Source organism: Haloarcula salina (assembly GCF_010119195.1).
Lineage (GTDB): Archaea > Halobacteriota > Halobacteria > Halobacteriales > Haloarculaceae > Haloarcula > Haloarcula salina.
The window spans coordinates 86,838-109,623 of record NZ_WRXL01000004.1 but is presented as its reverse complement, the minus strand read 5'-3'; the positions used below and the strand labels follow the sequence as shown (position 1 = coordinate 109,623).

At 66.7% G+C, this 22,786-nt stretch carries 24 protein-coding genes and 1 tRNA gene; 8 read left to right on the top strand and 17 right to left on the bottom strand.

What is annotated here, in order from left to right:
* Window positions 1-51: 51 nt before the first annotated feature.
* The 5 genes from GM656_RS11990 (at window position 52) to GM656_RS11970 (ending at window position 4,980) form a co-directional block, all read left to right on the top strand.
* Complete coding sequence (locus GM656_RS11990; RefSeq protein WP_162413920.1) at window positions 52-1,251, top strand: branched-chain amino acid ABC transporter permease; 1,200 nt, start codon at window positions 52-54, stop codon at window positions 1,249-1,251.
* On the top strand, window positions 1,251-2,507 hold the full coding sequence (locus tag GM656_RS11985) for a branched-chain amino acid ABC transporter permease (protein ID WP_162413919.1): 1,257 nt from the start codon (window positions 1,251-1,253) through the stop codon (window positions 2,505-2,507). Before GM656_RS11990 ends, GM656_RS11985 begins: the two co-directional genes overlap by 1 nt.
* Window positions 2,500-3,297, top strand: coding sequence for an ABC transporter ATP-binding protein (locus tag GM656_RS11980; protein WP_162413918.1), 798 nt, complete (start codon window positions 2,500-2,502; stop codon window positions 3,295-3,297). The genes GM656_RS11985 and GM656_RS11980 overlap by 8 nt, the downstream gene beginning before the upstream one ends.
* Entirely contained in the window at window positions 3,294-3,998 is a 705-nt protein-coding gene (locus GM656_RS11975) for an ABC transporter ATP-binding protein (protein ID WP_162413917.1), read from the top strand. The genes GM656_RS11980 and GM656_RS11975 overlap by 4 nt, the downstream gene beginning before the upstream one ends.
* A gap of 301 nt (window positions 3,999-4,299) precedes the next feature.
* Window positions 4,300-4,980, top strand: coding sequence for a carbonic anhydrase (locus tag GM656_RS11970; protein WP_162413916.1), 681 nt, complete (start codon window positions 4,300-4,302; stop codon window positions 4,978-4,980).
* Between the two features lie 25 nt (window positions 4,981-5,005).
* On the opposite strand, the gene GM656_RS11965 is transcribed toward GM656_RS11970, so the two are convergent.
* From GM656_RS11965 to GM656_RS11945, 5 genes are all read right to left on the bottom strand, one after another.
* Window positions 5,006-5,590: a flavodoxin domain-containing protein gene (locus GM656_RS11965; RefSeq protein ID WP_162413915.1), complete on the bottom strand. Its 585-nt coding sequence runs from the start codon at window positions 5,588-5,590 to the stop codon at window positions 5,006-5,008.
* Between the two features lie 265 nt (window positions 5,591-5,855).
* Entirely contained in the window at window positions 5,856-6,617 is a 762-nt protein-coding gene (locus tag GM656_RS11960) for an MBL fold metallo-hydrolase (RefSeq protein WP_162413914.1), read from the bottom strand.
* A 78-nt stretch (window positions 6,618-6,695) separates the two neighbouring features.
* On the bottom strand, window positions 6,696-7,463 hold the full coding sequence (locus GM656_RS11955; RefSeq protein WP_162413913.1) for a helix-turn-helix domain-containing protein: 768 nt from the start codon (window positions 7,461-7,463) through the stop codon (window positions 6,696-6,698).
* 246 nt (window positions 7,464-7,709) lie between these two features.
* Window positions 7,710-8,003 carry a chorismate mutase gene (locus GM656_RS11950; protein WP_162413912.1) on the bottom strand — a complete coding sequence of 98 codons (294 nt, stop codon included), beginning with the start codon at window positions 8,001-8,003 and terminating at the stop codon, window positions 7,710-7,712.
* Window positions 8,000-8,878, bottom strand: coding sequence for a shikimate kinase (locus tag GM656_RS11945; protein WP_162413911.1), 879 nt, complete (start codon window positions 8,876-8,878; stop codon window positions 8,000-8,002). The genes GM656_RS11950 and GM656_RS11945 overlap by 4 nt, the downstream gene beginning before the upstream one ends.
* A 131-nt stretch (window positions 8,879-9,009) precedes the next feature.
* Between GM656_RS11945 and GM656_RS11940 the strand changes: the two genes are divergently transcribed.
* Complete coding sequence (locus GM656_RS11940; RefSeq protein WP_162413910.1) at window positions 9,010-9,441, top strand: DUF5796 family protein; 432 nt, start codon at window positions 9,010-9,012, stop codon at window positions 9,439-9,441.
* 64 nt (window positions 9,442-9,505) lie between these two features.
* On the opposite strand, the gene GM656_RS19520 is transcribed toward GM656_RS11940, so the two are convergent.
* Complete coding sequence (locus GM656_RS19520; protein ID WP_004517924.1) at window positions 9,506-9,640, bottom strand: DUF7128 family protein; 135 nt, start codon at window positions 9,638-9,640, stop codon at window positions 9,506-9,508.
* Window positions 9,641-9,725: 85 nt separating this feature from the next.
* Here GM656_RS19520 and GM656_RS11935 point away from each other — a divergent pair, with 85 nt between their 5' ends.
* Window positions 9,726-11,849, top strand: coding sequence for a CDC48 family AAA ATPase (locus GM656_RS11935; protein ID WP_162413909.1), 2,124 nt, complete (start codon window positions 9,726-9,728; stop codon window positions 11,847-11,849).
* 31 nt (window positions 11,850-11,880) lie between these two features.
* Here GM656_RS11935 and GM656_RS11930 read toward each other — a convergent pair whose 3' ends face one another.
* The 6 genes from GM656_RS11930 to GM656_RS11905 all read right to left on the bottom strand — a co-directional run bounded on the left by GM656_RS11930 (window position 11,881) and on the right by GM656_RS11905 (window position 16,594).
* On the bottom strand, window positions 11,881-13,296 hold the full coding sequence (locus GM656_RS11930; protein WP_162413908.1) for an HTTM domain-containing protein: 1,416 nt from the start codon (window positions 13,294-13,296) through the stop codon (window positions 11,881-11,883).
* A 321-nt stretch (window positions 13,297-13,617) separates the two neighbouring features.
* Window positions 13,618-14,670, bottom strand: coding sequence for a DUF4349 domain-containing protein (locus GM656_RS11925; protein WP_162413907.1), 1,053 nt, complete (start codon window positions 14,668-14,670; stop codon window positions 13,618-13,620).
* Window positions 14,671-14,754: 84 nt separating this feature from the next.
* Complete coding sequence (locus GM656_RS11920) at window positions 14,755-15,567, bottom strand: carbon-nitrogen family hydrolase (RefSeq protein ID WP_162413906.1); 813 nt, start codon at window positions 15,565-15,567, stop codon at window positions 14,755-14,757.
* Window positions 15,564-15,995: an SRPBCC family protein gene (locus tag GM656_RS11915; protein WP_162413905.1), complete on the bottom strand. Its 432-nt coding sequence runs from the start codon at window positions 15,993-15,995 to the stop codon at window positions 15,564-15,566. Before GM656_RS11915 ends, GM656_RS11920 begins: the two co-directional genes overlap by 4 nt.
* Before the next feature lie 64 nt (window positions 15,996-16,059).
* Window positions 16,060-16,290, bottom strand: coding sequence for a DUF7123 family protein (locus GM656_RS11910; protein WP_162413904.1), 231 nt, complete (start codon window positions 16,288-16,290; stop codon window positions 16,060-16,062).
* A gap of 70 nt (window positions 16,291-16,360) precedes the next feature.
* The gene (locus GM656_RS11905; protein WP_241692759.1) at window positions 16,361-16,594 is read right to left on the bottom strand and encodes a hypothetical protein; all 234 of its coding nucleotides are present in this window, start codon (window positions 16,592-16,594) and stop codon (window positions 16,361-16,363) included.
* Window positions 16,595-16,679: 85 nt separating this feature from the next.
* Between GM656_RS11905 and GM656_RS11900 the strand changes: the two genes are divergently transcribed.
* Window positions 16,680-17,918, top strand: coding sequence for an LEA type 2 family protein (locus GM656_RS11900; protein ID WP_162413903.1), 1,239 nt, complete (start codon window positions 16,680-16,682; stop codon window positions 17,916-17,918).
* Window positions 17,919-18,013: 95 nt separating this feature from the next.
* Here the strand turns inward: GM656_RS11900 and GM656_RS11895 are convergent, their stop codons facing one another.
* The 5 genes from GM656_RS11895 to GM656_RS11875 form a co-directional block, all read right to left on the bottom strand.
* Window positions 18,014-19,048 (bottom strand): phosphate uptake regulator PhoU, encoded by a 1,035-nt coding sequence (locus tag GM656_RS11895; protein WP_162413902.1) that lies wholly within the window; start codon window positions 19,046-19,048, stop codon window positions 18,014-18,016.
* Between the two features lie 90 nt (window positions 19,049-19,138).
* A complete protein-coding gene (locus GM656_RS11890; protein ID WP_162413901.1) occupies window positions 19,139-20,209 on the bottom strand; it encodes an ATP-NAD kinase family protein in 1,071 nt (356 codons plus the stop codon).
* 197 nt (window positions 20,210-20,406) lie between these two features.
* Window positions 20,407-21,099 carry a competence/damage-inducible protein A gene (locus GM656_RS11885; RefSeq protein WP_162413900.1) on the bottom strand — a complete coding sequence of 231 codons (693 nt, stop codon included), beginning with the start codon at window positions 21,097-21,099 and terminating at the stop codon, window positions 20,407-20,409.
* 82 nt (window positions 21,100-21,181) lie between these two features.
* Window positions 21,182-21,256, bottom strand: a tRNA-Glu gene (locus GM656_RS11880).
* 154 nt (window positions 21,257-21,410) lie between these two features.
* The gene (locus GM656_RS11875) at window positions 21,411-22,625 is read right to left on the bottom strand and encodes a helix-turn-helix transcriptional regulator (RefSeq protein WP_162413899.1); all 1,215 of its coding nucleotides are present in this window, start codon (window positions 22,623-22,625) and stop codon (window positions 21,411-21,413) included.
* Window positions 22,626-22,786 lie beyond the last annotated feature (161 nt).

The window sequence follows — 22,786 nt, the reverse complement described above, 5'->3', positions numbered from 1 at the left end:
TCGACAACTCGACACACGACAGTCTCGACAGCGGAATCGGAGGTGAGAGTCATGGTAGACGCCGGACTGCTTGACGCGATCGTCCAGGGCCTGATAACCGGATCTATCATCGCCGGCGGGGCGCTCGGACTCTCGCTCATCTACAACATCGCCGAGGTCCCGAACTTCGCACACGGCGACATGATCACCATCGGCGCGTACCTCGCGCTGGTGTTCAACAACCCCGCCGAGATACCGTTCCTGCCGGCCTTCGGCTCGGCCCCGCTTCCGGCGGCGGCTATCGTCGGCGTCGTCCTCGCCGGGGCCCTCGGCGCGGCCTACGAACTGACCATCTTCCGGAAGTTCCGGCAGAAAGACGCCGACATCATCACGATGGTCATCGTCTCGCTCGGGCTCGCGCTCGTCTTGCGAAACGTGGTGCTGTTCCTCGTCGGGTCGAAGAACATCCGTTACGAGAGCGCGAGCGTCTCGAACACGAACTTCGACTTCCTGGTGACCGGCGCCGGGATGACGGTCAGGACGACCCAGCGCCAAGCTGGCGACGTGGTCACGACAGGCCTGTGGGGATACCCGTGGTGGCTCCTCGCCGGCGGCCTGATCCTCGCGACTGCCGTCGGGTACGGCGTGTTCCGTGCCTACCGCCGGGAGGAGGGATTCGACACGGTGTATCTCGTCCCGCCGAAGATACTCGGCACTGCGGTGGCCATCGCGACCGCCATCGTCCTGGGCGCGCTGATCCAGTTAGCACCGCAGGGCACCGACCCGATCGTCGCGACGCGCATCGGCCTGAGCATCAAGCACCTCACCATCGTCGGCGTGGTCCTGGCAGCGATGTTCGCGCTGAACGTCGCGCTGAAGACGACGAAGTTCGGGCGAGCGATGCGAGCGACCGCCGACAACATGGACCTCGCCGAGGTCCGCGGCGTCGACGCCGACCGCGTGCAGTTGCTCGTCTGGGTGATCGCAAGCATGCTCGCCGCGCTCGCGGGCGTCCTCACCGGCTGGTTCGCCACGAACCTCACGCCGAACATGGGGTTTACGCTGCTGTTGCCGATATTCGCCGCGGTCATCCTCGGCGGCATCTCGTCGCCGTACGGAGCCGTCGCCGGAGCGATGATCATCGGCGTCAGCATGGACGTGAGCGTCTACCTGCTCCCGTCGCACTTTGCGACCTATCGGATCGCAGTCGCCTTCCTCATCCTCATTGGGGTGTTGATGATCAAACCCGAGGGACTGTGGGGTGACGTCTGATGGCGGTCGCTGACTTCCTCATCACGCTGGTGACGTTCATCGCCATCTACAGCCTGTTCGGCATCGGACTGAACCTCAAGTTCGGGTTCACGGGGCTGATCGACTTCGGCCACGTGGCCTACTTCATGGTCGGGGCGTACGTCACGGTGGTGTTGACGCTCCCGGCGGACGCGGCGACGTACGGCGGTATCGGCGGGTTCGACCTGCCGGGCCTGTTCGCCGCCCTCGGTCCGCTGGGGAGCCTGTTCGGCTGGGTCCTCGGCGTCGTCGGCGGCATGGTCGCCGCCGCACTCGTCTCGCTCGCAGTCGGGGTTCCGACGCTCAGACTGCGCGAGGACTACCTCGCGATCACGGCGCTCGGAATCGCGACCATCCTCAACACCGTCGTCAAGGACGAAGACTGGCTGTTCAACGGCCCCTACGGCATCAGCGGCATCCACAAGCCGCTCGTCGACGTGTTCCCCCTCAGTCTGGGGAGTTTCACCGTGAACATGGCCGTCTTCGGCCTCCTCTCGGTGGCCGTCTTCGCCTACGTCGCTTACTGGCTCGTCAACCGGTTCCGGGAGGCCGGTCGCACCGGCCGAATCGCGATGGCGGTCAGCGTCGGTCTGGTCAGCCTGTGGTACTTCGTGATGCCCGCCATCGACGGCGGGACCGTCGAACTCACGAAGAACGTCCTGTGGCTGTTCGACCCCACCGCAGGGCCAAACGGCGGACTGGACTACGACCGCTTCGTCCTGATCCTCGCCGTCGGCTTCCTCGCCGGTGGCTACCACTGGGTCGAACGGACGATCAACAGTCCGTACGGCCGCGTCCTGCGGGCCATCCGCGAGGACGAGGACGTGCCCCAGGCGCTCGGCAAGGAGACCTTCCAGTACAAGATGCAGGGCCTGATGTTCGGGTCGGCGCTGGCCGGTGCGGCCGGTGCGCTGTGGGCCGTCAACATCGGCTTCGTCTCGCCGGACCAGTTCGCGTCGACCATCACGTTCTTCGCGTTCACCGCCGTCATCATCGGCGGCACCGCGAACAACAAGGGCGTCATCCTCGGGACGACGGTGTTCTGGGCGATCCGTAACGGGACGCGGTTCATCGACGTCCCATCGCAGTACTCGATCCAGTTGGCCGCGGCCCGGCTCATCCTCATCGGCGCCATCCTCATCGTCATCCTCTACTACCGACCGCAGGGACTGCTCGGCGAGCAGGACTACGACATCGACCTGCCGGGAAGCGCCACGGGAGGGAGCGACGATGTCTGAGGACAGCTCCGTCGCACCGTCGCCGGAAGAGACCATCCTCGCCGTCGAAGACCTCGAGAAGCACTTCGGCGGCATCGTCGCCCTCGACGGCGTCGACCTCTCCGTCGGGTCGGGGATCACGGGACTCATCGGTCCGAACGGGGCCGGGAAGACGACGTTCTTCAACTGCCTGACCGGGTTCTACACGCCGGAGGTCGGCTCGATAACGTTCCAGGGGGCCGACATCACGGGGTCGCGGCCCGCCGCCGTCGCCAAGAGCGGCATGGTCCGGACCTTCCAGATCCCCCGGGAACTCTCGGAGATGACGGTCCTCGAGAACCTCCTGCTCGCGCCGCCGGACCAGAGCGGCGAGCGTCTCTCGGGCGCGTGGCTCCGGGGCGACGCGTTCGTCGACGACGAACTGTCGGTCCGCGAGCGCGCACTGGAGATGGCGGAGTTCTTCGAACTCGACCATCTGCTCGACGAACCGGCCGGGAACCTCTCGGGCGGCCAGCGGAAACTGCTGGAACTGGCCAGAGCGCTCCTGACTGACCCCGAGATGGTGTTGCTCGACGAACCGCTCGCCGGGGTCAATCCCACGCTGGAAGAGAAGATCCTCGACCGGATCCACGACCTGGAGGCGCAGGGCTACTCGTTCCTGTTCGTCGAGCACGACATCGAGATGATAATGAACCACTGCGACCGCGTCATCGTGTTACACCGCGGTGAGGTGCTCACGACGGGCACCCCCGAGGAGGTACAGACCGACGACCGCGTCATCGAGGCCTACCTCGGGGAGGTGGACGTGTGAGCGTCCTCGAAATACGGGGGCTGGACGCCGGCTACGGTGACCTCCAGATCCTCACCGACGTGGACATGACCGTCGGCGAGGGCGAGTACGTCACTATCGTCGGTCCGAACGGCGCGGGAAAGTCCACCGCGATGAAGTCTGTCCTCGGACTGACCACCTACATGGACGGGTCCATCGCCCTCAACGGGGAGGACATCGCCGGCACTGACACCAACACCGTCGTCAGCAAGGGCGTCAGCTACGTCCCGCAGTCGGACAACCTCTTCTCGACGATGACGGTCCGCGAGAACCTCCTGATGGGGGCCTACAGCCTCGAGGAGGTGCCCGAGGACCGCCTTCGGGAGGTCCTCGACCGCTTCCCGATCCTCGAAGAGCGCCAGATGCAGCGAGCGGGCACGATGAGCGGCGGGCAACAGCAGATGATCGCCATGGGGTGTGCGCTGATGGTCGACCCCGACGTGCTCCTGCTCGACGAACCGTCCGCCGGTCTCGCCCCGGACCTCGTGGTGGACATGTTCGACAAGATCGACGAAATCAACGACGCCGGAACGGCCATCCTCATGGTCGAGCAGAACGCCAAGGAAGCGCTCCGGCGGTGTGACAGGGGCTACGTCCTCGTCAACGGCGAGAACGCTTACGAGGGGCCCGGCACGGAACTGCTCAACGACCAGGAGGTCCGCGAGCGGTTCCTCGGCGGGTAGGGCTCGCCCCCGACTCTCATTCGGCCCTACGACGACGTGCGCGTCGAGTTCGCCCGGACGCGCTCGACGGCAAGGACCCGCGGCAGGTGGCTCGCCGCCACCTGCGGAAGCACGGCCACCTCCATAGTACCGATTGAAACGGTTTACACACCGATCGCGCTGTCGTCGTGCGACCGGGTGCGCGTGATTTTTCAATGGCTACTATCGGTCGTGCCGAGGGCCGACCGCCGTCGGTTGTCACGTCGACGTGGACTATGCCGCTGTCGAACACGTTTACTACCCTACGTGTGAGATGTGGTGCATGAGCGAACTGCTTCGGGACCTCTTGGCGGCGAACGCGACTCATGCCGATGAGTACCGTGACCGGTTCGACGACGTTCAGGAGTCCCAAGCGCCCGACGCCGTGACGATCTGTTGCTCGGACTCGCGGGTGTTGCAGGACCAGATCTGGGGAAACGAAGAGCCGGGTCGGCTGTTCACGTGCGGTAACATCGGAAACCGCGTCGTCCAGCGAACCGCCGCGGGAACGGCGGTGTCGGGCGACGTGCTCTATCCCATCGAACACACCGGGACCGAACTCGCCATCGTCGTCGGTCACACCGGCTGTGGCGCGGTGACGGCCACGTACGACGACCTCACGGACGGGCTGGACGAGCCGGCCGGAATCGAGCATTGCATCGGCCTCCTGAAGGACACTCTCGCGCCAGGCGTCGCGGCGCTGCCGACCGATGTGGGCCGAGCGAGCGCGATCAATCGGCTGGTCGAGTACAACGTGGACCGACAGGTCGAGTTCCTCCGCGAGAGCGACGACGTCCCCGACGACGTGGCCGTGGTCGGCGTCGTCTACGACTTCCAGGACGTGTACTCGGAGCGTCGGGGCGAGGTCCAGGTCATCAACGTCGACGGCGAGACGGACGTACCGGCATTGCGCGAGGCGAACCCAGAGATCAAGGACCGCATCAGTCGGCTCTGGACGTACTGAGACAGTTCTGGACCCGGCGTCTCCGTCAGGGCGCGTCGTCGCTCGATTCCGGGACGGCCACCCCGAGGCGCCCCTCGACGAAGGCCGCGAAGTCGGCGGCGAAGGCCTCGACCTCGTGCCAGTCGGTGTACTCGTAGTCCCGGTCGGTGTCGACGTCGCCGGTCGCTTCGGCGGCGATGCGTTTCATTATCAGGCGCTTGAGGAAGCCGTACTCCGAGTAGCGAAGCGCACCGCCGAACAGGCCGATACGGTCGGGGTGCCAGCCGGTCGAGTCGAGGAAGGACTCGACGTAGCCCGCCGCTTCGGCCCGGCGCTCTTCGTCGTCCGTCGCCGACGACATCGAGAGCTGGAAGAAAGCGGTCGGGCGATCGGACAGCGCCGCCCGGTACTCCGTGACGAACTCGCGGACCGAGTCCTGGTGTGCGCCCATGTGGATCGACGCGCCGACGGCGACGGCGTCGAATTGCCCGACGGCCAGGTCGGCGGGCGGGTCAGCGGCGTCGACGGTCGTCACGCTGTGGCCGCGCTCGTCGATGACCTCGGCGATGCGGTCGGCCACTTTCGCGGTCTGTCCCTCTCCGGTGCCGTAGCAGACGAGTATCGAAGCCATGTGTCAACAAGGATACGTACCGGTGTGAAGTAAAGATTCCCGAGCCGTGGGTCGATGGTCAGGGTTCTCGCGCTGCTCCACCTTGTTCAGGTCAATAACTCACGTAACACGCTTGCATGTACTTTGTCGGTATCCGAATAACCCATTTGTAGCAGTGTGACCGAAGCCGGCAATCTCACTTCGCTAATGCTGGAGAAACGTGCCGTGTCGAACCCGAAAGAACGGGTTCTAAAGTCGTACCCTCGGTCAAACGACCGCTCTCGCGTTACAGGCTGACCTGCTCCCCGTCTTCTGGAACGTGTACGCCCTCCGTCTCCGCCTGCAGTTCCTCGCGCGACAGCAAGCAGTGGTTGATCGCTTCCATGTGGACGACGGCGATTTGGGCATCGGTGGCCTCTCGGACGGCGGAAATGTCCTCGACGCCCATAGTGATTGGTTCTCCCTGCTCGAACTGCGCTTCGCCGCCGTTGAGGACGACCATATCCGGATCGAATCGGTCGAGCGTTTCCTCGACCGGCTCGTACCAGATCGTGTCGCCCGCGACGTAAACCGTCTCGTCACCCTCGAAGACGAAGCCCGAGACCGGAGCCATCCCCTCGGCAAGTTCGCCGTGCCCGTGCTGACCCGGTGTCCGGTAAATGGTGAGACCGTCGAACGACGTCTGGTCGTCGACGGGCCGAACGTCAGTGAAGCCCTCGTCTGTGAACTCGTCCGCTTCCTCGGGCTGACAGAACAGCGGCACGTCTGCGTCGAGTTCCGCTCTGGCCGCCTCGTCCCAGTGGTCAGGGTGGCGGTGCGTGACGACCACGGCGTCGTACGAGAGGTCGACGTCGGGCAGCGGGACGAGTGGGTTCCGTTTCTGGTTCGCCGTCGTGAGGAATTCAGGAACTGCCGGGTTATCCGTCACCGTCGGCATCTCGCCCTGTGGTGTGAACATCGGATCGACGAGAACCGTCGTGTCACCAACGTCCACGAGGATGGTTGCGTTACGAATCAGTCGAACGCTGGTTCCAGTTGTCGTTGACATACGAGACTATCTACGTGAGCCATCGGGGTGGGATTTACTTCGACATATTCCAACCCACGCGGCGTTCGACGCGCTCGCTCACTGAATGAACTCGATATCCTCGGGGTCGAGATCCACGTCGAGGTCGACATCGAGTGAATCCGCGGCGAACTGCTGTGCCAACCACGCTTCAGCCCGATTGAGGCGGTACTGGAACGTCGAACGCGACACGCCGACGTCGGCGGCAATCTCGGTGACCGACTGCTGCCGTGGCTCCTCGTAGTACCCGCGTTCGATCGCAGCCTCGAGTGCCGACTTCTGTTCGGGCGTGAGGGTTTGCTGGACGCGTCCGTCTTCGAGCAAACACGGCGGTGTTCCGAGCCGTTCGACGGTCAGCGACAGTCCCTCCCGAAGGTTCTCACGGACTTTCTCGTGGATCGCTGCGACGGGCTCGTCAATAAGTAAGCGCCATCGGAATTGATCGCCACGACGCTCCGATCGCATTATCAGCCCCTCGCCGACGTGGTTCGCGGCGACAAGCGGGATCGACCGCGGGCCGTCGCCTTCCCGGCGAAGCGAGTGGATCTTCCGTGACTCTGGGTTCGACGAGAGGATCGTGTACTCGTACTCGGTCACGGGCGCACCACACATCCCAGTCGTATTCGGATCACTGACAACGCGTTCTAGCCGGTCGTCGAGCTCGTCGAGGACAGTAGTCGGGCCGACGACTTTGTCGATTCCCCACACTGCCTCGCTGGTTGCATTGATTTCCATCGACCGGGCGTACAAGTCCCCGTGTTCGATGAAGAGGTCCATCACCTCGTCAGCCCCCTTCTCGTATTCGACTGTGAAGACGAACTCGCGCAAGATACCGTACGTTCTCGCTCGACGGGTAAAGCCTGTTAGGTGTATCCTCTGTGCGTTACGATAACCGGTCGTTGTGTGATGAATTCGGTATTCTGCATGAAGCGGTCGTCGTGGCAGCGTGTGCAACAGGCTTGCGTCGAATCTTCCGGCTGCTCATCGGGCCTGGAAATTCGCACGGGGGCGTCGAGAATCGACTCGCCCATCACTAATACGCAGTTAGAGCCCCTCTATCGACCTACCTTCCGACTATCGACTCTCTCGCTGCTCCACCTTGTTCAACTCGATCAGCAGGCGGAAGATGGCCTTCACGAGGTTGGCGTCGACGTCGAACTGCTCGGCGTTGTCGCCGGCGCGGTCCATGACGGCCTGCTCCTGTTGTTCGTCGGTGGTCGGGAGGCCCTGTTCGTCTTTTACCTGTGCGATGGTGTCGGCGACGTAGGTGCGCTGGGCGATCTTCTCGACGATCTCGCGGTCGATGGTGCGGATCTCGTCGCGCAGTTCGTCGAGCGACATGTCTTCGGGGTTCGGGTTCTGGCTCATGCTGTCTGTGTTCCCTCGGTCTGTGTCGTTGTCAGCAGCGTCCGGCCCGGGCGGTCGTCCCAGGCGTCCCTGACGGCTTCGAGCGCCTCCCGGTCGCCGACGGCGGTGAAGGACGGGCCGGTCCCCGAGAGCGAGACGCCCTCGACGTGGGGGAGCGCGTCGAGCACCGGGTCGGAGTCGAAGCCGAGCGCGGCGCAGAAGGCCAGTCCGTTGACCGTCATCGCGCGCTGGTAGTCGCCGTCGAGCGCGAGGTCCTCGACGAGGCGGGCGACGGGGGCCACCAGTCGGCACCGGTTCATATCGGCGTCCGCGCTGAACGACCGCTCGGGGGGCGTCCAGACGAGCACGTCCCAGTCGACCGTCTCGCGGGCGAGAACGGTGTCGTCGTCGTTGTCGGTGACGGTGACGCCGCCGAGCATCGAGGCGGAGGCGTCGTCGAACGCGCCGGTGGCGGTGACGCCCACGTCGCGGGCCGCCATGACGCCGAGGCGGGCCATGTCCTCGCGGCTCATCCGGTCGGTCGCGTCGAGCGCGTCGAGCGTGGCCATGACGGTGGCGTTGGCGGCCGCGCTGGAACTCTTCAGGCCCGACGCCATCGGAACGTCGCTCTCGGTCCGGACGTGGCCGCCGGAGACCGACGGAACGCCGACGTGTTGCGGGCCGCCGTGGGCGTCGATGACGTACTCGACGCAGCGCTCGATGAGCCGCGTGTCGGCGTCCGGCGCGCCGGCTACCTCGCCGGTGACGCCCTCGGTCTCGGTCGTCAACTCCACGGTCGCCGTCGTGTACTCGTCAATCGCGAACGCCGAGCCGCGGTGGGTCGCGAGCGCGTTGAGGACCGTCCCCGCCGCCGGTGCCGCTGCCTTCCCTTCCATCGCCCTGTACTCCCGCGCGGACCTATTTACCATCTGCGGTAGCCCAGCGCGCCGTCGGCGTCCGGTCGGCGCGGTGCGGCGGGCGGGGTCGACAACGCGGCACTTTTGAGCGCGCCGCCGGAACGGTGGGTATGAGCAACCGCTCGGACATCGCGCCGGACACCGTCTCGGTCGAGCTGACCGAGGACGGCATCGTCGTGGAGTACCTCGACGGCCGGCAGGCGTTCTACCGCGGCGTCCCCACGAAAGTCGAGGGGAGCGTTCGGACCCCGCCGGGGAAGGACACGCACGTCCTCGTCACCGACCAGTCGGAGACCGCGGGCGTCCTCGTCTACGTCAACGATCTCAGGACCCACGACGACATCCTGGAGACGACCGGCGTCGGCCGCGTCATCTTAGAGGACGGCGAGGAAGACGAGCTGTTCCCGGGCGTCACCGTCCGCGACCATCAGATGCGGACGGAAGTCGACGTCGACTACGGCGTGACGAACGGTCGCGTGTTCGTCTTCGAGGAGGACGAACTGGGCGAGCGAAGCTACGAAATCGTCGACGACGCGGACTGATCGTCGACGACGTGAACTGAGGGTTCCCACGCGGACGGCGCGATAGCCGGACGCTCAGGCGACGCTACTGGATGTACGACGGGTCCTCGTCGTCGCAGTTCTCCTCGTGCTGGCGCGCGTCGCTCTGGTCGTCGAACATCAGGCCACAGGTCTCGCACTTGTACCAGGTGACCTCGTCCCGCTCGGTTTGGACAACCATGTGAGAACGTCTGACGGCCGACCGTATATTATTTTCCCGCGACACAACGGGAACCCTCAAGGGCGTCGAACCGCAAGAAGGCGGCATGAGCGGCTCCAGTGACGCCGGTATCGAACTCACCGTCGAGGGTGCGAACAAGCGCGACGCCGGGCGCGGTATCGCACGGTTACCGGAGTCCGCACGCGAGGAACTGGGCGTCCTGAGCGGGTCGCCGGTCATCATCGAGGGCGACGGCATGACCGTCGTGAAGGTCTGGCCGGCCGACGACGACGGCTCGTTCGTCCGCATCGACTCCGACACGCGGGCCAACGCCGGCGTCAACATCGGCGACTCCGTGACGGTGACCAGCGGATCCGTCTCCGAGGCCCGCGAAATCGCCGTCCAGCCGGTCGAGGCGATGCCGGGCGAGAACGACTACGAGCACATGGTCCGAACACGGCTCGTCGACCAGATCATCCAGGCCGACGAGCGCACGCACATCGAGGGGCTCGGGACCTTCCTGGTCCGGGAGACCGCACCGTCCGGCCCGGTCAGGGTCACGGACTCGACGCGGGTGTCCGTCCTGCCCGGTCTCAACGCAACGAGCGGTAGCAGCGGCGAGCGAGAGGAAGACGCGGGAACGGGGACGCCCAACGCCCCCAGCGCGGAGGCGGACTCGGGGGTGAGCTACGAGGACATCGGCGGGCTGGACGAGGAACTGGACCGCATCCGCGAGATGATCGAGATGCCACTCTCGGAGCCAGAGGAGTTCCGCCGGCTGGGAATCGACCCGCCCAGCGGCGTCCTCCTGCACGGCCCGCCCGGCACGGGGAAGACGCTCATCGCCCGCGCCGTCGCCAACGAGGTCAACGCCTACTTCGACACCATCTCCGGGCCCGAGATCGTCTCGAAGTACAAGGGCGAGAGCGAGGAGCGCCTGCGGGAGGCGTTCGAGACCGCCGAGGCCAACGCGCCGGCCATCCTGTTCGTCGACGAGATCGACTCCATCGCCGGGTCGCGCGACGAGGACGCCGACATGGAGAACCGCGTCGTCGCCCAGTTGCTCACGCTGATGGACGGGCTCGAAGACCGCGGCCGCGTCGTCGTCATCGGCGCGACCAACCGCGTCGACGCCATCGACCCCGCCCTGCGCCGCGGCGGCCGCTTCGACCGCGAGATCGAGATCGGCGTCCCCGGCGAGCACGGCCGCCGGGAGATCCTCGACGTTCACACCCGCGAGATGCCGCTGGCCGACGACGTGGACCTGAACCGAATCGCCGCACAGACCCACGGCTTCGTCGGGGCCGACCTCGCCTCGCTGACGACGGAGGCCGCGATGGCGGCGCTCCGGGCGGAGCGCGACGACGGCTCGGTCCACCGCGAGGACTTCGAGACGGCGCTCGCGACCGTCGACCCGAGCGCGATGCGGGAGTACGTCGCCGAGTCGCCGACCGCCACGTTCGACGACGTGGGCGGCCTGGAGGGAGTCAAGCAGACGCTCACCGAGACCATCGAGTGGCCGCTGGCCTACGGCGAACTGTTCGCCGCGACGAACACGGACCCGCCCAGCGGCATCCTGCTGTACGGCCCGCCCGGGACGGGCAAGACCCTGCTCGCCCGCGCCGTCGCCGGCGAGAGCGACGTGAACTTCATCCACGTCGCGGGCCCGGAGATCATGGACCGCTACGTCGGCGAGAGCGAGGAGGCGGTCAGAGAACTGTTCGAGCGCGCCCGCCAGACCGCACCGAGCATCATCTTCTTGGACGAGATCGACGCCATCGCCAGCCACCGGGGCCAGGGCAACGAGGTCACGGAGCGCGTCGTCTCACAGCTGCTCGCCGAACTCGACGGCATCACCGAGAACCCCAATCTGGTCGTGCTCGCCGCCACGAACCGCCGGGACATCATCGACGACGCCCTGCTGCGCCCCGGCCGACTGGAACAGCACGTCGAGGTCCCCGAACCGGACCACGACGCCCGCGAGGAGATACTCGCCGTCCACACCGCGGGCAAGCCGCTGGCCGACGACGTGTCGGTCGCCGACCTCGCAGACGAGACCGAGGGCTTCTCCGGCGCGCAACTGGAGGCCGTCGTCCGCGAGGCGTCGATGCTCGCCATCCGCGAGGCCGCGACCGAACAGGGGCCCGAGCAAGCCGCCGAGAACGCCGACGACGTGCGGATCACGGCAGCGCACTTCGAGGCGGCGCTGGACCGCGAGCGACAGCGGTAGGGTCGACGGGCGGGCCGATGTGGGTGCTGTCTCAGGCGCAGCCGTAGGTCCCAAGCGTCGTCCGCTCGACGCGCTCCGAAGCGCCGAGCCGCGTTCGCTCGGTCATGAACGCGAGCGTCACCTGCTCCATCTCGTCGTCGTGGGTCCGGTTCCATCGAGTGCAGAGGTACGTCGCCAGCGGTCGCCTGAGTCGCGGCCGGCGACGCACGTCACCGAGGAACTTCTTCCATCGCATCCCGGGGAACCGGCTCGCCGCGTCGGCAGGCCGAGTACTGTCGACCGGCCCACCGGTGAGCGCGTCGATCCGATCTCCCGATCCCAGCGTCGCGGGGGCCACGTACCACCACGTCTGAACGGGCGGGGACGGCGCGAACATGTCCCAGCTCCGGTTCTCGATTCGCTCCGGCGTTCCGGCGGGCGCGTCGACGAAGCCCACCGCGACGGCGTTGACGGTGAGCAAGGCGACGACCGCGAGAATGGCGATTCCGGACGCCGCCGCGCGAACAGCGGGCAGGGCGCTCGTGACGGAGCGCCGAGGCCGGCGCGAGCGTATCGAACGAACGGCTTCGGGGACGGACCGCTCGACCGCATCCCAGGCACCGGCGGGGAGAAACAGGAGCAGTCCGCTGACGCACACGAGCGGGAAGACGCCGAGGCGAAGCGTCGCCGCCATGCAGAGGTGTGCGCCGATGAACCCCACGGCCAGGACCGTCCGGCGGCGACCCGTCGAGAGGATCAACAGCGGCGACCCGACGAGCATCGCGAGCCACAGGTAGTTCAGGCCCGTCAGCAGGAGCGGCCAGCTACTCAGGGCATCCCCGAGTCCGACGGTGATGTGGTCGAGTTCGAACACGTATCGCACTGCGGTCCCACGGAGCCACTGCTCTCCCCGGAGTTTCACGAGCGCGTTCGCGCCGTAGACGACCACGACCTGCAGCAGCGCCCCGGCCGTCGCCGCGGTCGCAACGGGCGTGACCGGGGACCGATCGGTGGACCGAAAGGAGCGGCCGGCCAGCGGGAGCAACAGGCTCCAGAACAGGAGCCGTCGAAATAGGGTATCGCCCGCGTTGAGGACGAACGGATTTCGGATGTGAATCGAGACCAGCAACACCAGTGAGAGTGCGGCCGCCAGTCGCACTCGGTAGCCGAGCAGAAGCGCGACTCCTGCTAGCGCCGTCAGGGCGAACAGACCGAACTGGGCCCAGCCCGCGCCCGAAACGGTCAACAGCGAAAACGGGGCCACGGTGGGGTATAGCAGTCGGAGGATCGACCGCGGGAGCACGCCGCCGTCCGTGTAGAACGCGGTCAGTTCCGTGAGTCGAGTGACGACGTCGACGACGAGACAGAGACCGAGGGACATCCGGAACGCGGTCAGCGCCCGCGGATCGACTGCGAACCGGCGACGAAGAACGCCGGGGATCTCTCGTAACGACTGAGAGATGTTCATGCGAATTCGGCTTACGGGTCCGGAATAAGTCTTGTCACTATCCGTTAGTATCCGATCCGATAGGTCTCCGCGCCGCTCGCGACAGCGTGACGGCTCACGAGCGATCGACTGGCTGGCGAATCCCGAAAGACGAGGAGAGAGTTACCCGGAACTCCGAGCGTGAAGTGAAAGAGGCTGTCCGGACAGCCTCCGGCGGACGAGCGACGCCGAGTGGCCGAGCAGCGAGACGGGCGTTAACGCCGGCATCGACGTGAAAAGCGCCTTGCCGGCAGTACACTGTAGCGAGCGCACACGCAAAAAAGGCCCGGTGTGGAGCGCCGGTTACCGCTCGCCGTCCGGCGACTCGTCTGCAGCCTCGTTCGCGTCAGTCTCGCCGGGCCCAGAGCCACCGTCTTCGGCGTCGTTCGCTGCCGTTCGATCGTCTCGCGGCGGCGGGCCGTCGGAAGCGGTCCCGCCGTCGGAGGGGCCCACGAGCGGGAGCGAGCGCCCGCGGAGGAGGCGGTGCCCGCCGACCACCGGGACGGCCAGCACCGCCAGCCACGGCGCGGCGGCGACGACGGTCACGAGCGTCGCGCGGCCGAACACGTACACGTCCTGCACCGACGAGAGGAACACGGAGACGAGCGACTGCTCGTGGTACTGGGTGCGGATCTCGTCGATGCCGGGCGTCGGTTCGTGGATCTCGACCCGGAGCGTCGAGTACGCCACGCGCTGTTCGAGCGAGCGCTTCTTCGCTTCCAGGCGCTCGATGTCGCTCTGGACAGACGAGAGTTGCTCCTCGATGCGCAGGAGTTCCTCGGTGTCGTCGGCTTCCTCGTAGAACGTGCGCAGGCGGTCACGTCGGCTTCGGAGGTTCTCCAGTCGGGCTTCGAGGTCGACCAACTGGTCGGTCACGTCCTCCGTGGTCGTCTCCTCGGAGCGGACCGTTCCCTGCTCGCTCACGGTCTCCTGCACCGAGCGGAACTGGTCGCTCGGGACCCTGACGACGACGTAGCCCGTGTACCACGACCCGTCGCCGTCGCGGTGGAGCTGACTGTTGGAATCGCTGACGTACCCGCCCCTCTCGCGGGCCGCGGCGGCGACCGCGGACGAGGCCCTCGTGAAGTTCTCGACCTCGACGACCATCCGACCGGTGCGGATGATGGCGCGGTCGGTCCGTACGGCCTGTGCACTCACGGCGGCCGCGCCGTTGCTCGCCCGGTCGGCGGCTTCCGCCCCCGGGTTCCCGGAGCCGCCGTCGCCGCCGCTCGCGGCCATCTGTGCGCCGTCGCCGCCACCGCCGTCGCCGGCCGACGCGCCGCTCCCGCCCATGCCGGCACAGCCGGCGAGCAAGAGGAGCGCGACGACGGCGAGCACCCTGCCTCTCGAAGACATACAGACCACAGTGCGACAGAGAGTGGCAAAGAAGCGGCGTACGCTCAAAAACCGCTTTTTGTGAAACGACGACTGCAGTTACCGTCAGTCCGTCCGGCGATCCTCCAGCGCCGGGAACTCCTCGCGGACGCGCTCGACGCGTTCCGGGTCGACGGTCGCCGTGACGAGCGCCGGGTCTTCGGCCGCGCTCGCCAGCGTCGTCCCCCACGGGTCGTACACCGTCGAGCGGCCGAGCAGTTCCGCGTCGTCGAACGTGCCGACGCCGTTTGCCGCCGCGACGAACAGCTGGTTCTCGACGGCGCGCGCCCGGCCGAACAGCTTCCAGTGTTCGACGCGGGGATACGGCCACGCGCTGGGGACGAGCGCCATCGTCGCGCCCCTCTCGACCAGCCGGCGGTAGAGCTCCGGGAACCGGAGGTCGTAACAGGTGGTGATGCCGATAGTGAATCCCTCGAAGTCCACGGTCGGGAGCGCCTGCCCCGGTTCCAGGAGCCGCGACTCGGCGGAGTCGTAGCCGAACAGGTGGTGCTTGCGGTACACCGCCCGCCGCCGGCCGTCGCGGTCGAAGAACGCGGCGGTGTTCGCCAGCCCCTCACTGGTCGGGACCGCAATGCCGTTGTCGGCGCTCGCTTCGAGGTCCTCGACGACGCTGCCGGCCAGCACCGCCACGTCGCAGTCGTCTGCCACTCGTCGGATGCGTGTGAGCGTCTCGCCCTCGATCCCTTCGGCCTCGCGGGCGTAGCTGTCGAAGGCGAAGTAACCGACGTTGAACAGTTCCGGGAGGACGACGAGGTCGGCCCCGTCCGCTGCCGCCTCCTCGATGGCCGCGACGGCGCGGTCGACGTTCCGCTCGGTCGATCCGCCCGCGATCTCGATCTGTGCGAGCGCGACCTTCATGCTTCGACTTCGAGGTCCTCGCGCAGCGCGTCTTCGAGGTTCCGGAGCTCGCCGTCGAGGTTTCGCTTGAAGAACCCCTCGACGCCGGGGAGTCGCCCCTCGACGACGAAGCGGTTCGTCAGGCGCGTTCCCCCGTCTTCGGTTTCCTCGAGTTCGTGCTCGCCCTGGACGCGCATCACTTTCGACGTCCCGACGAACCGGACGTACTCCGGTTCGCGGCGCTCCACGTCTTCGGTTTCGACGCGGAGCGTTCGATTGATCACCGGGATCGGGAGCGTGAGAAACCAGGTCGCGTTGCGCTCGTCCTCGACCTCCCAGTCTTCGACGACGCTGATCGGTTCGGCGCGCCGCTCCGGGTCGGCAATAAACTCCCAGACGCGCTCGGGCGGGGCCGACACAGTCATGCTCCGTTCGACCCGGACAGTCATGGCTGATACTGCGGACTACTCTCCGATGAATCCACCGATCGAACAAGTGCCGGGCGCGCGAGAATTATCCGGTGGTCGTCGTGACTCGCCAGGTCGTCGATCGGGCCCGACCCCACTTCTCGATCTCGACTTCGTCGGCCTCCTCTGCGAGCCGCGGGAGCCGCGCCCCCACTTGCTTCGACGAGAGGCCGAGTTGTTCAGCGATGTTCTTCGCGCGGAAGTAGCTCTCGCCGCGCGAGACGCTGTCTCGGAGGTACTCGAGAATGCGTCGGTCTTCCTCGCTGTAATCGGCCATAGTGGAGAATAGGTCTCTGCGTTTTTAACGGTTCCCTTCACAGGTCGGCGAATTGATACGCCGGCCGGACTCAGGCGTCGTAGGCGTGGATCGCGACGATGGCCACGCCCGCGGCCAGGATGGCGACCCCGAACGCGCCGCCGGACGTGACCAGCAGGTTCCCGGTGTCGACCTCCTGAACGTAGTGCAGTATCGCGTAGTTGTAGCCGTTGATGGCGGTCATGGCCGCCGCGCCCACGGAGACGAGACCGAACAGCAGCGCGAGACCGATACCCAGGTCGGTCCCCGACTCGGTTGAACTCATGTACGTCGCTTTCGCTGTTTCCTACTTAGTTCATTCGGGGTCGAGCCACAGGACATATACCCGCCCGTTGGAGAAAGGAAGGGTAATGAACCGGCTCAAACTCGCGGGCGTCCTCGTGGTCGTCTCAGTAGCGGTCCTCGGGGGCGGCGTGGCGCTCGGCGTCCTCGGGACACCGTCCGTCGCGGCCGTCGACAACCACTTCGCCGGCGTCTCGAACCAGACGACGACCGTCGCGACGAACCTGACCGTGTCGAATCCGAACCCCGTCGGCGTCCAGCTGGGCGGGCTTTCGGTCACCTACAGCGTCGCGATGAACGACGTGCGGATGGCACAGGGTGAGAAGCAGGGTCTCGACATCGGGTCAGGAAACACGACGGTCCCGTTCGCCACGACGATGCAGAACGACCGCATTCCGGCGTGGTGGTACACCCACGTCAGGAACAGCGAGACGACCACGGTGGCAATCGACGCGACGGCCACGTCGTCCACGCTCGGCGGCCGGTCCGTCGCCTTCGGCCAGGAGCGGACCGTCGAGACCGACATCGTCAGCCAGTTCAATTCGACCGAGACGCGCCCCGTCGAGGCGAACCAGCCGCTCGTCTCCGATCCCGTGCTGTACGTCAACGAGACGCACGGGTCCTGGGACCAGGCGAACCTCACGCGCTCGGAGACGCCGCTCGACCTCTCGTTCGACGTCTACAATCCCAAACTCTACCCCTACACCGTCTCGAAGATCGGCTACACCATCTCCATGAACGACGTGACGGTGGGCCAGGGCGAGACCGATCGCGGGTACGTCCTCAGGCCGGGCGAGGAGACGACCATCGAGGCCGACACCGCCATCCGGAACGACAATCTGGACCGCTGGTGGGTCACCCACCTACAGCGAAACCAGCGAACCGAGGTGTACATCGACTTCTACCTCGTTCTGGAGGGCGGCGGCGAGCAGTTCCGCGTCGACCTCGATTCCATCGACTACCGAACCGACATCGAGACCGACATCTTCGGCAACAAAGCACAGTACCCGACCGGGACCAACGGGACGGACGCCACCGACGAAGGCGGGACGAACGGCGGGGACGGGTCAGCGGCGACCCCCACGGACACGGAGACCGAAACCGCCACCGACGGCGGACTCTTCGACGGTGACGTGACCGACACACAGACCGACGAGGGACTCCTCGGCGGTGACGGCTCGGACACCGAGACGCCGACGGAGACTGCGACGCCGACGGAGACACCGACAGCGACCGAAACCGCCACACCGACCGAAACGGAGACACCTACCGAGACGCAGACGGACGACGGCGGACTGCTCGGCTGACTGCCGCAATCGTCAGTCCACAGTGGCTCAAGCGATGAGACATCGCGGATGCCGAACGCGGAACAGGGCGAAAAAACGGACCGGCTCGAAGTCGATTACTCGATGGTCGTGTGCTCGGACTCTTCGTTGAGCGCGAGGTTCGTCGCGATCTCGGCGCTCCGGACGGCGAACTCGGCCGTCTCCTGGAGGCTGACGAGCACCTCGCGGACCTCCAGTAAGTCCTCGTTGCCCATCTCCGGGAGGTCGTTCAGGATCTCGTGTTCCTTGTCACCGATCTCCCGGTAGAGGTCGCGGACCTCGATCGCGGTGTCGTAGTTGCGGTCGACGGCGGCCTGGACCGCGAGCTCCGTGATCTCGTTGACCTGGTCGGTGAACTCGCGGATGCGCCGCATCGTCGAGCTGTCGACCTCCAGCGAGTGGTCTTGCGTCTCCAGTGCGATCTCGGCGATGTCCTCGGCGTTGTCGGCCGTCAGTTCGAGGTTCTTCGCGATCGAGCGGTAGCCGATGAGCGGGAAGCCGTCGTTGAGGCCGATGGCCCGCGCGAGGTTCGGGTTCTGATAGGCCGTGAAGATGAGGCGAAGCAGGAGGACGAAGATCTTGTTCGCCTGTCGCTCCCGGTTGAGCGCCCGCTGGGCGAGGTCGGGGTTACCGTGGGCGAGCGACTTGATCGCCTCGTTTCGCATCGTCGAGCCGGTCGATTCCAGCCGTTCGAGGAGGTTGTCGAGCGTGAAGTCCTCGGGGTCGACCGAACAGCGGATCGCGATGCGGTCCGGCGTCTCCTCGATGACGCCCAGGCCCATCAGCTGGGTCTCGGCGTTGTACACCGCGTTGATGTGCGAGGATTCGAGCGTCTCGCCCTCCGGCGCTTCCACGTGGATGACGCGCCGGCCGAGCACGTACTGGGCGACGATGGCTCGCTCGACGGAGGCCGCGTCGAGGTTCTCGGCGTGGATGATCGCTTCCGACTCCTCGGTCTGGACCGACTCGGGCATGACGGTCAGCGTGCCCTTGCCGCCCATCCGCAGCGAGACTTCGTCGCCCTTTTCGACGTCGTGTGCGCTGGCCCACTCCGCCGGCAACGTCATCGCGAGCGTCGACGGGCCCAGCCGCTGCACTTTCCGCGTTTCCATATGTCCTTTGTCGGGCGGGAGATACCTTAATCTTGACTATACACCATAAAATTCTCCGTCCGAAATATCATGGGTCTGTGACACGCGCGTTCAGACGACTTCGACGAGTCGGCGCTCGTGGCGACCGACGCGCACCCGCATCCAGCCGCGCAGTTCCGCGTCGAGGTCGGTGTCGCCGGTGTCGACGCGGAGCGTTCCCACGCCGTCGAGCTTCCGGCGGGAGGCGACGACCTCGACGTCACAGCGCCTGATCACCGCCGGCGAGAGCTGCTGATTGCCGCGGCCGAACACGAACCCCTGGCCGCCGATTGGCGAGACGACGATGACGTTCCGGTCGCCGAGCGCGTCGAGGATGTCACTCTCCGCGGCGTCGCGGACGAGCACCTCGCCGTCGCGCCACACGTCGACGCCGAGCGTCGTCCCCTCGAACCCCAGTTCCGACTTGATCGCGCCGACGGTGCTCCCGGGTCCGAGGACGTACGTGACCCCCTCCTCGACGGCGTCGGCCACCCCTTCCGCGAGCGACGCGACGCTGCCGCCGCCCAGTTGCTTCGCGGACTGGCGCTGGTCGGCGACGGGGACCGTCGCGACGGCTCGCAGTTCCGTGATCACTTCGCCGCCCCGGTAGGCGTCCTCGTCGATGTCGTTGACCTCCGCGCGTTCCGTCTCGGAGAAGCGGGCGACGATGCGTCCGGCCGCTCGCGGCGACACGCCGAACACCGACGAGTAGACCTTCACGCCCGCTGGAACGCCCAGAATCGGCACGTCGGCGTCCAGCGCGTCGAGCGCCTCGGCCACGTCGACCGCCGTGCCGTCGCCGCCGACGAACAGGATCACGTCCGCGTCGGCCTCGACGAAGGCTCGGACCGCGTTCCGGGTGTCTTCGCTCGTGGTCCCGTCGGGGTTCGCCGGGTCGCCGACGACGGTGGGTTCGAAGCCCACGTCGCGGGCGATCTCGGCACCCATCGGCCCGCCGTACGTGAGCAGTTCGACGGGCGCTCCGCTGTCGGCGAGCGACTGCAAGGCGACCCGCGCCCGCTCGGGCGCTCGCTGCTCGGCTCCCCGACGGCGCGCCTCCTCGACTTTGCCGTCCGTCCCCTTCAGGCCGACGCGGCCGCCCATGCCCGCGATGGGGTTGACCACGACACCGATTCGTCGCATTCGAGCGGGGCTAGGCGACCCCGCGGCAAAAGGGGCCCGGGAGCGTGCCTTTCAAGCCACCCCACACAGAAGTGGCTCCTATGTCACTGCTACTCCAGAGTTCCGTTCAGACCGGTGTCATCAACGCCTCGGGGGCGGCCATCACGCTCGGCGGCCTCCTCCTCACCTTCCTCTGGCTGAACTACCTCTACCGATAGCTACTCGGCCGGCGACTCGACGCGCTCGCCGAACCACGCCGCCGCCCGCTCGACCAGTTCCTCCTCCGTTCCCTCGAACCGGACCGTCACGTACTCGCCCGGATAGCTCCCGACCTTGACGGGGAACTGCTCCTGGACCTCCGCGAGCCTGTCGAGCAGCGCGCTCTCCGGTTCGTTGGCGTCGACGGTCCGGACGTAGCGCTGTTCCCCGGCGAACTCCGAGGCGATCTCTTCGAACATCCGCTTCATCTCCGCCGGGACTCCGGGCAGGACGTAGCAGTTCTCGACGACGCAGCCCGGAGCCACGCCCTCGTGGTTCGCTAGGACGCGGGACCCCTCTGGCACCTCTCCCGTCCCGTCGGTCAGATCGTCACGGGTGTAGCCGCCGTGTTCCTCCAGCCACGCGAGGGCCTCCTCGCTCTCGACCACGTCACGGCCGAACGCCGCCGCGACTGCCTCGATGGTCTTGTCGTCGTGGGTCGGCCCGAGGCCGCCGGTGACGACGACCGCGTCGTACTCCGCGTGGTATTCGTTGACGACGCGGGCGATGTCGGCGGTCTCGTCGGGGACCACGGTCGTCCGGGCGACGGTGACGCCGCGCTCGGCCAGCTCCCGGCCCAGCCACGCGGCGTTCGTGTTGACCGTCTCGCCGGCGAGCAGTTCGTCCCCGACCGTGACTACCGCGACGCGCATACCCTCCGTTGGCCCGGGAGACACAAATACTGTCGGTCGCGAATCACGGGGCCGCGGCTGGCCGAGTGAACGTCGAAAGGAGTGCTCCGTCAGGGATTTGAACCCTAGTCATCACCGTGAGAGGGTGATATGATTGGCCGGACTACACCAACGGAGCGTACACTGATTTCTTGCGGGGAGGAACGTATAATCATTGCGTTTCGACCCCGCCCTGTGTCGGTTTCGCATGAGAACTGGAGACGGTCGACGACGGCGCGGCTCTCTACGGTCGGTTCTGCTACGAAAAAGCCCCAGCGTCAACGGGTCCGTATTCACTCGTCGTCGAACGGCGACCCGGCGGCGTCCGGTTCGTGCCCGGCGAGGCTGATGATGTTCTCGCGACCCACCCGGAGCTTCGAGATGTCTCCTTCCTCCTCCATGTCCGAGAGGAGCATGCTCACCTTGGACTTCGACCAGTCGGTGTTGTCGACGATGTCGACCTGCTTCATCCGCCCGCCGTTGTCTTCGAGCAGATTGATGACGCGGTCGCTGTCGGTGAGCAGTTCCTCGTCCGACACCGCCGGCTCGGTCTCGGACTCGGCACCGCCTTCGGATGCCGCCGTTTCGGCGGCCGGTACTGTCTCCCCACGCGTCTCGGTGGCCGCACCCCCGTCGTCTCCCCCGAACACGCGAGCCGCGGCACCGGAGCGCCAGGCCGCCGCGCCGCCGACGAGGAGGGCCACGATGGCGAGCGCGGGCAACAGCCAGGACGGGCTACCGCTCCCGGCGGTCGCGGGGGTTCCGGCGGTCTGACGCTCGTCGGTCGCGTCGCCACCGGTCGCGCCGGCCGCCGTGGCCGCGCTCTCGCGCGGTTCGAGCTCGACGTAGGGCCGGCGGTCGTTGAACGACCGCTCGCCGTTCCAGGTGACGCTCTCGCTCCCGCGAAGGTCGTCCGGGGCGCTCTGTGAGTCCGGTGCCGGACGAACGTCGGCGAAGACCACGTCCGGCCCCCGCTCGAAAACGAACGACTGGCTCTCGCCGATGTAGAAGCCGCCCTCGAACACGTCGCTGACGAGCACCGAGCCCTCGGAGACGACGGCGAAGTTGTCCCAGCGGAACGACATCCTGACCGCGCCGGTGCTCTGGAGCGGGTCGACCGAGGCCGATCGGTCGTAGTGGCCGGCCGACATCTCGCGGCCGGTTGTGTTCGACCCGTACCGCGTCAGCAGCGTCGACTGCTCGACGAAGTTCCGGTACAGCGGCGTCTCCGTGGTCTCGAACTCCTCGGCGAAGGACTCGAACTGCGACTGGTCGGACTCGTTCTGTAACGGCGTCCGGTGTTCGATCGTCCACGTGGCCGATCCGTTCCCGTACACGGTCACGCGGAACGTCGTCTGATCGAACCCGTCGGGCGTCTGCATGCGGGCGCTCGCGTCGCCCTCCTGTGCCATGGCCGGGAGCGCCACGCCGCTCCCGAGCAGGAGCATGGCAACAAGACCGGCGACCACCGGACGTAACATCTGTCGTATATCATCGATGGACCGCATAAAAGCGCTGTGAATAGGCGCGTTATCCGTCGCGATCCGGACGGCGTCTCGGGGTTCCTCCCGCGCCGCGTCCCTCCCGCTCCCGATCACCGAACCCACCGCTGTGCAGCCGAATCGGCTCCCAGGAGACCGGTGTCCCGTGGAGACTCCGTTTCGACTCG

What these genes read in the sequence shown, in the direction of transcription:
- GM656_RS11950 (WP_162413912.1), bottom strand. Translation starts at nt 8,003, where the DNA reads ATGAGCCAGAACCCGAACCCCGAAGACATGTCGCTCGACGAACTGCGC.
- GM656_RS11915 (WP_162413905.1), bottom strand. Translation starts at nt 15,995, where the DNA reads ATGACTGTCCGGGTCGAACGGAGCATGACTGTGTCGGCCCCGCCCGAG.
- GM656_RS11965 (WP_162413915.1), bottom strand. Translation starts at nt 5,590, where the DNA reads ATGGCTTCGATACTCGTCTGCTACGGCACCGGAGAGGGACAGACCGCG.
- GM656_RS11875 (WP_162413899.1), bottom strand. Translation starts at nt 22,625, where the DNA reads ATGCGGTCCATCGATGATATACGACAGATGTTACGTCCGGTGGTCGCC.
- GM656_RS11935 (WP_162413909.1), top strand. Translation starts at nt 9,726, where the DNA reads ATGAGCGGCTCCAGTGACGCCGGTATCGAACTCACCGTCGAGGGTGCG.
- GM656_RS11980 (WP_162413918.1), top strand. Translation starts at nt 2,500, where the DNA reads ATGTCTGAGGACAGCTCCGTCGCACCGTCGCCGGAAGAGACCATCCTC.
- GM656_RS11945 (WP_162413911.1), bottom strand. Translation starts at nt 8,878, where the DNA reads ATGGAAGGGAAGGCAGCGGCACCGGCGGCGGGGACGGTCCTCAACGCG.
- GM656_RS11905 (WP_241692759.1), bottom strand. Translation starts at nt 16,594, where the DNA reads ATGAGTTCAACCGAGTCGGGGACCGACCTGGGTATCGGTCTCGCGCTG.
- GM656_RS11930 (WP_162413908.1), bottom strand. Translation starts at nt 13,296, where the DNA reads ATGAACATCTCTCAGTCGTTACGAGAGATCCCCGGCGTTCTTCGTCGC.
- GM656_RS11900 (WP_162413903.1), top strand. Translation starts at nt 16,680, where the DNA reads ATGAACCGGCTCAAACTCGCGGGCGTCCTCGTGGTCGTCTCAGTAGCG.
- GM656_RS11970 (WP_162413916.1), top strand. Translation starts at nt 4,300, where the DNA reads ATGAGCGAACTGCTTCGGGACCTCTTGGCGGCGAACGCGACTCATGCC.
- GM656_RS11960 (WP_162413914.1), bottom strand. Translation starts at nt 6,617, where the DNA reads ATGTCAACGACAACTGGAACCAGCGTTCGACTGATTCGTAACGCAACC.
- GM656_RS11920 (WP_162413906.1), bottom strand. Translation starts at nt 15,567, where the DNA reads ATGAAGGTCGCGCTCGCACAGATCGAGATCGCGGGCGGATCGACCGAG.
- GM656_RS11985 (WP_162413919.1), top strand. Translation starts at nt 1,251, where the DNA reads ATGGCGGTCGCTGACTTCCTCATCACGCTGGTGACGTTCATCGCCATC.
- GM656_RS11925 (WP_162413907.1), bottom strand. Translation starts at nt 14,670, where the DNA reads ATGTCTTCGAGAGGCAGGGTGCTCGCCGTCGTCGCGCTCCTCTTGCTC.
- GM656_RS11940 (WP_162413910.1), top strand. Translation starts at nt 9,010, where the DNA reads ATGAGCAACCGCTCGGACATCGCGCCGGACACCGTCTCGGTCGAGCTG.
- GM656_RS11895 (WP_162413902.1), bottom strand. Translation starts at nt 19,048, where the DNA reads ATGGAAACGCGGAAAGTGCAGCGGCTGGGCCCGTCGACGCTCGCGATG.
- GM656_RS11885 (WP_162413900.1), bottom strand. Translation starts at nt 21,099, where the DNA reads ATGCGCGTCGCGGTAGTCACGGTCGGGGACGAACTGCTCGCCGGCGAG.
- GM656_RS19520 (WP_004517924.1), bottom strand. Translation starts at nt 9,640, where the DNA reads ATGGTTGTCCAAACCGAGCGGGACGAGGTCACCTGGTACAAGTGCGAG.
- GM656_RS11990 (WP_162413920.1), top strand. Translation starts at nt 52, where the DNA reads ATGGTAGACGCCGGACTGCTTGACGCGATCGTCCAGGGCCTGATAACC.
- GM656_RS11910 (WP_162413904.1), bottom strand. Translation starts at nt 16,290, where the DNA reads ATGGCCGATTACAGCGAGGAAGACCGACGCATTCTCGAGTACCTCCGA.
- GM656_RS11890 (WP_162413901.1), bottom strand. Translation starts at nt 20,209, where the DNA reads ATGCGACGAATCGGTGTCGTGGTCAACCCCATCGCGGGCATGGGCGGC.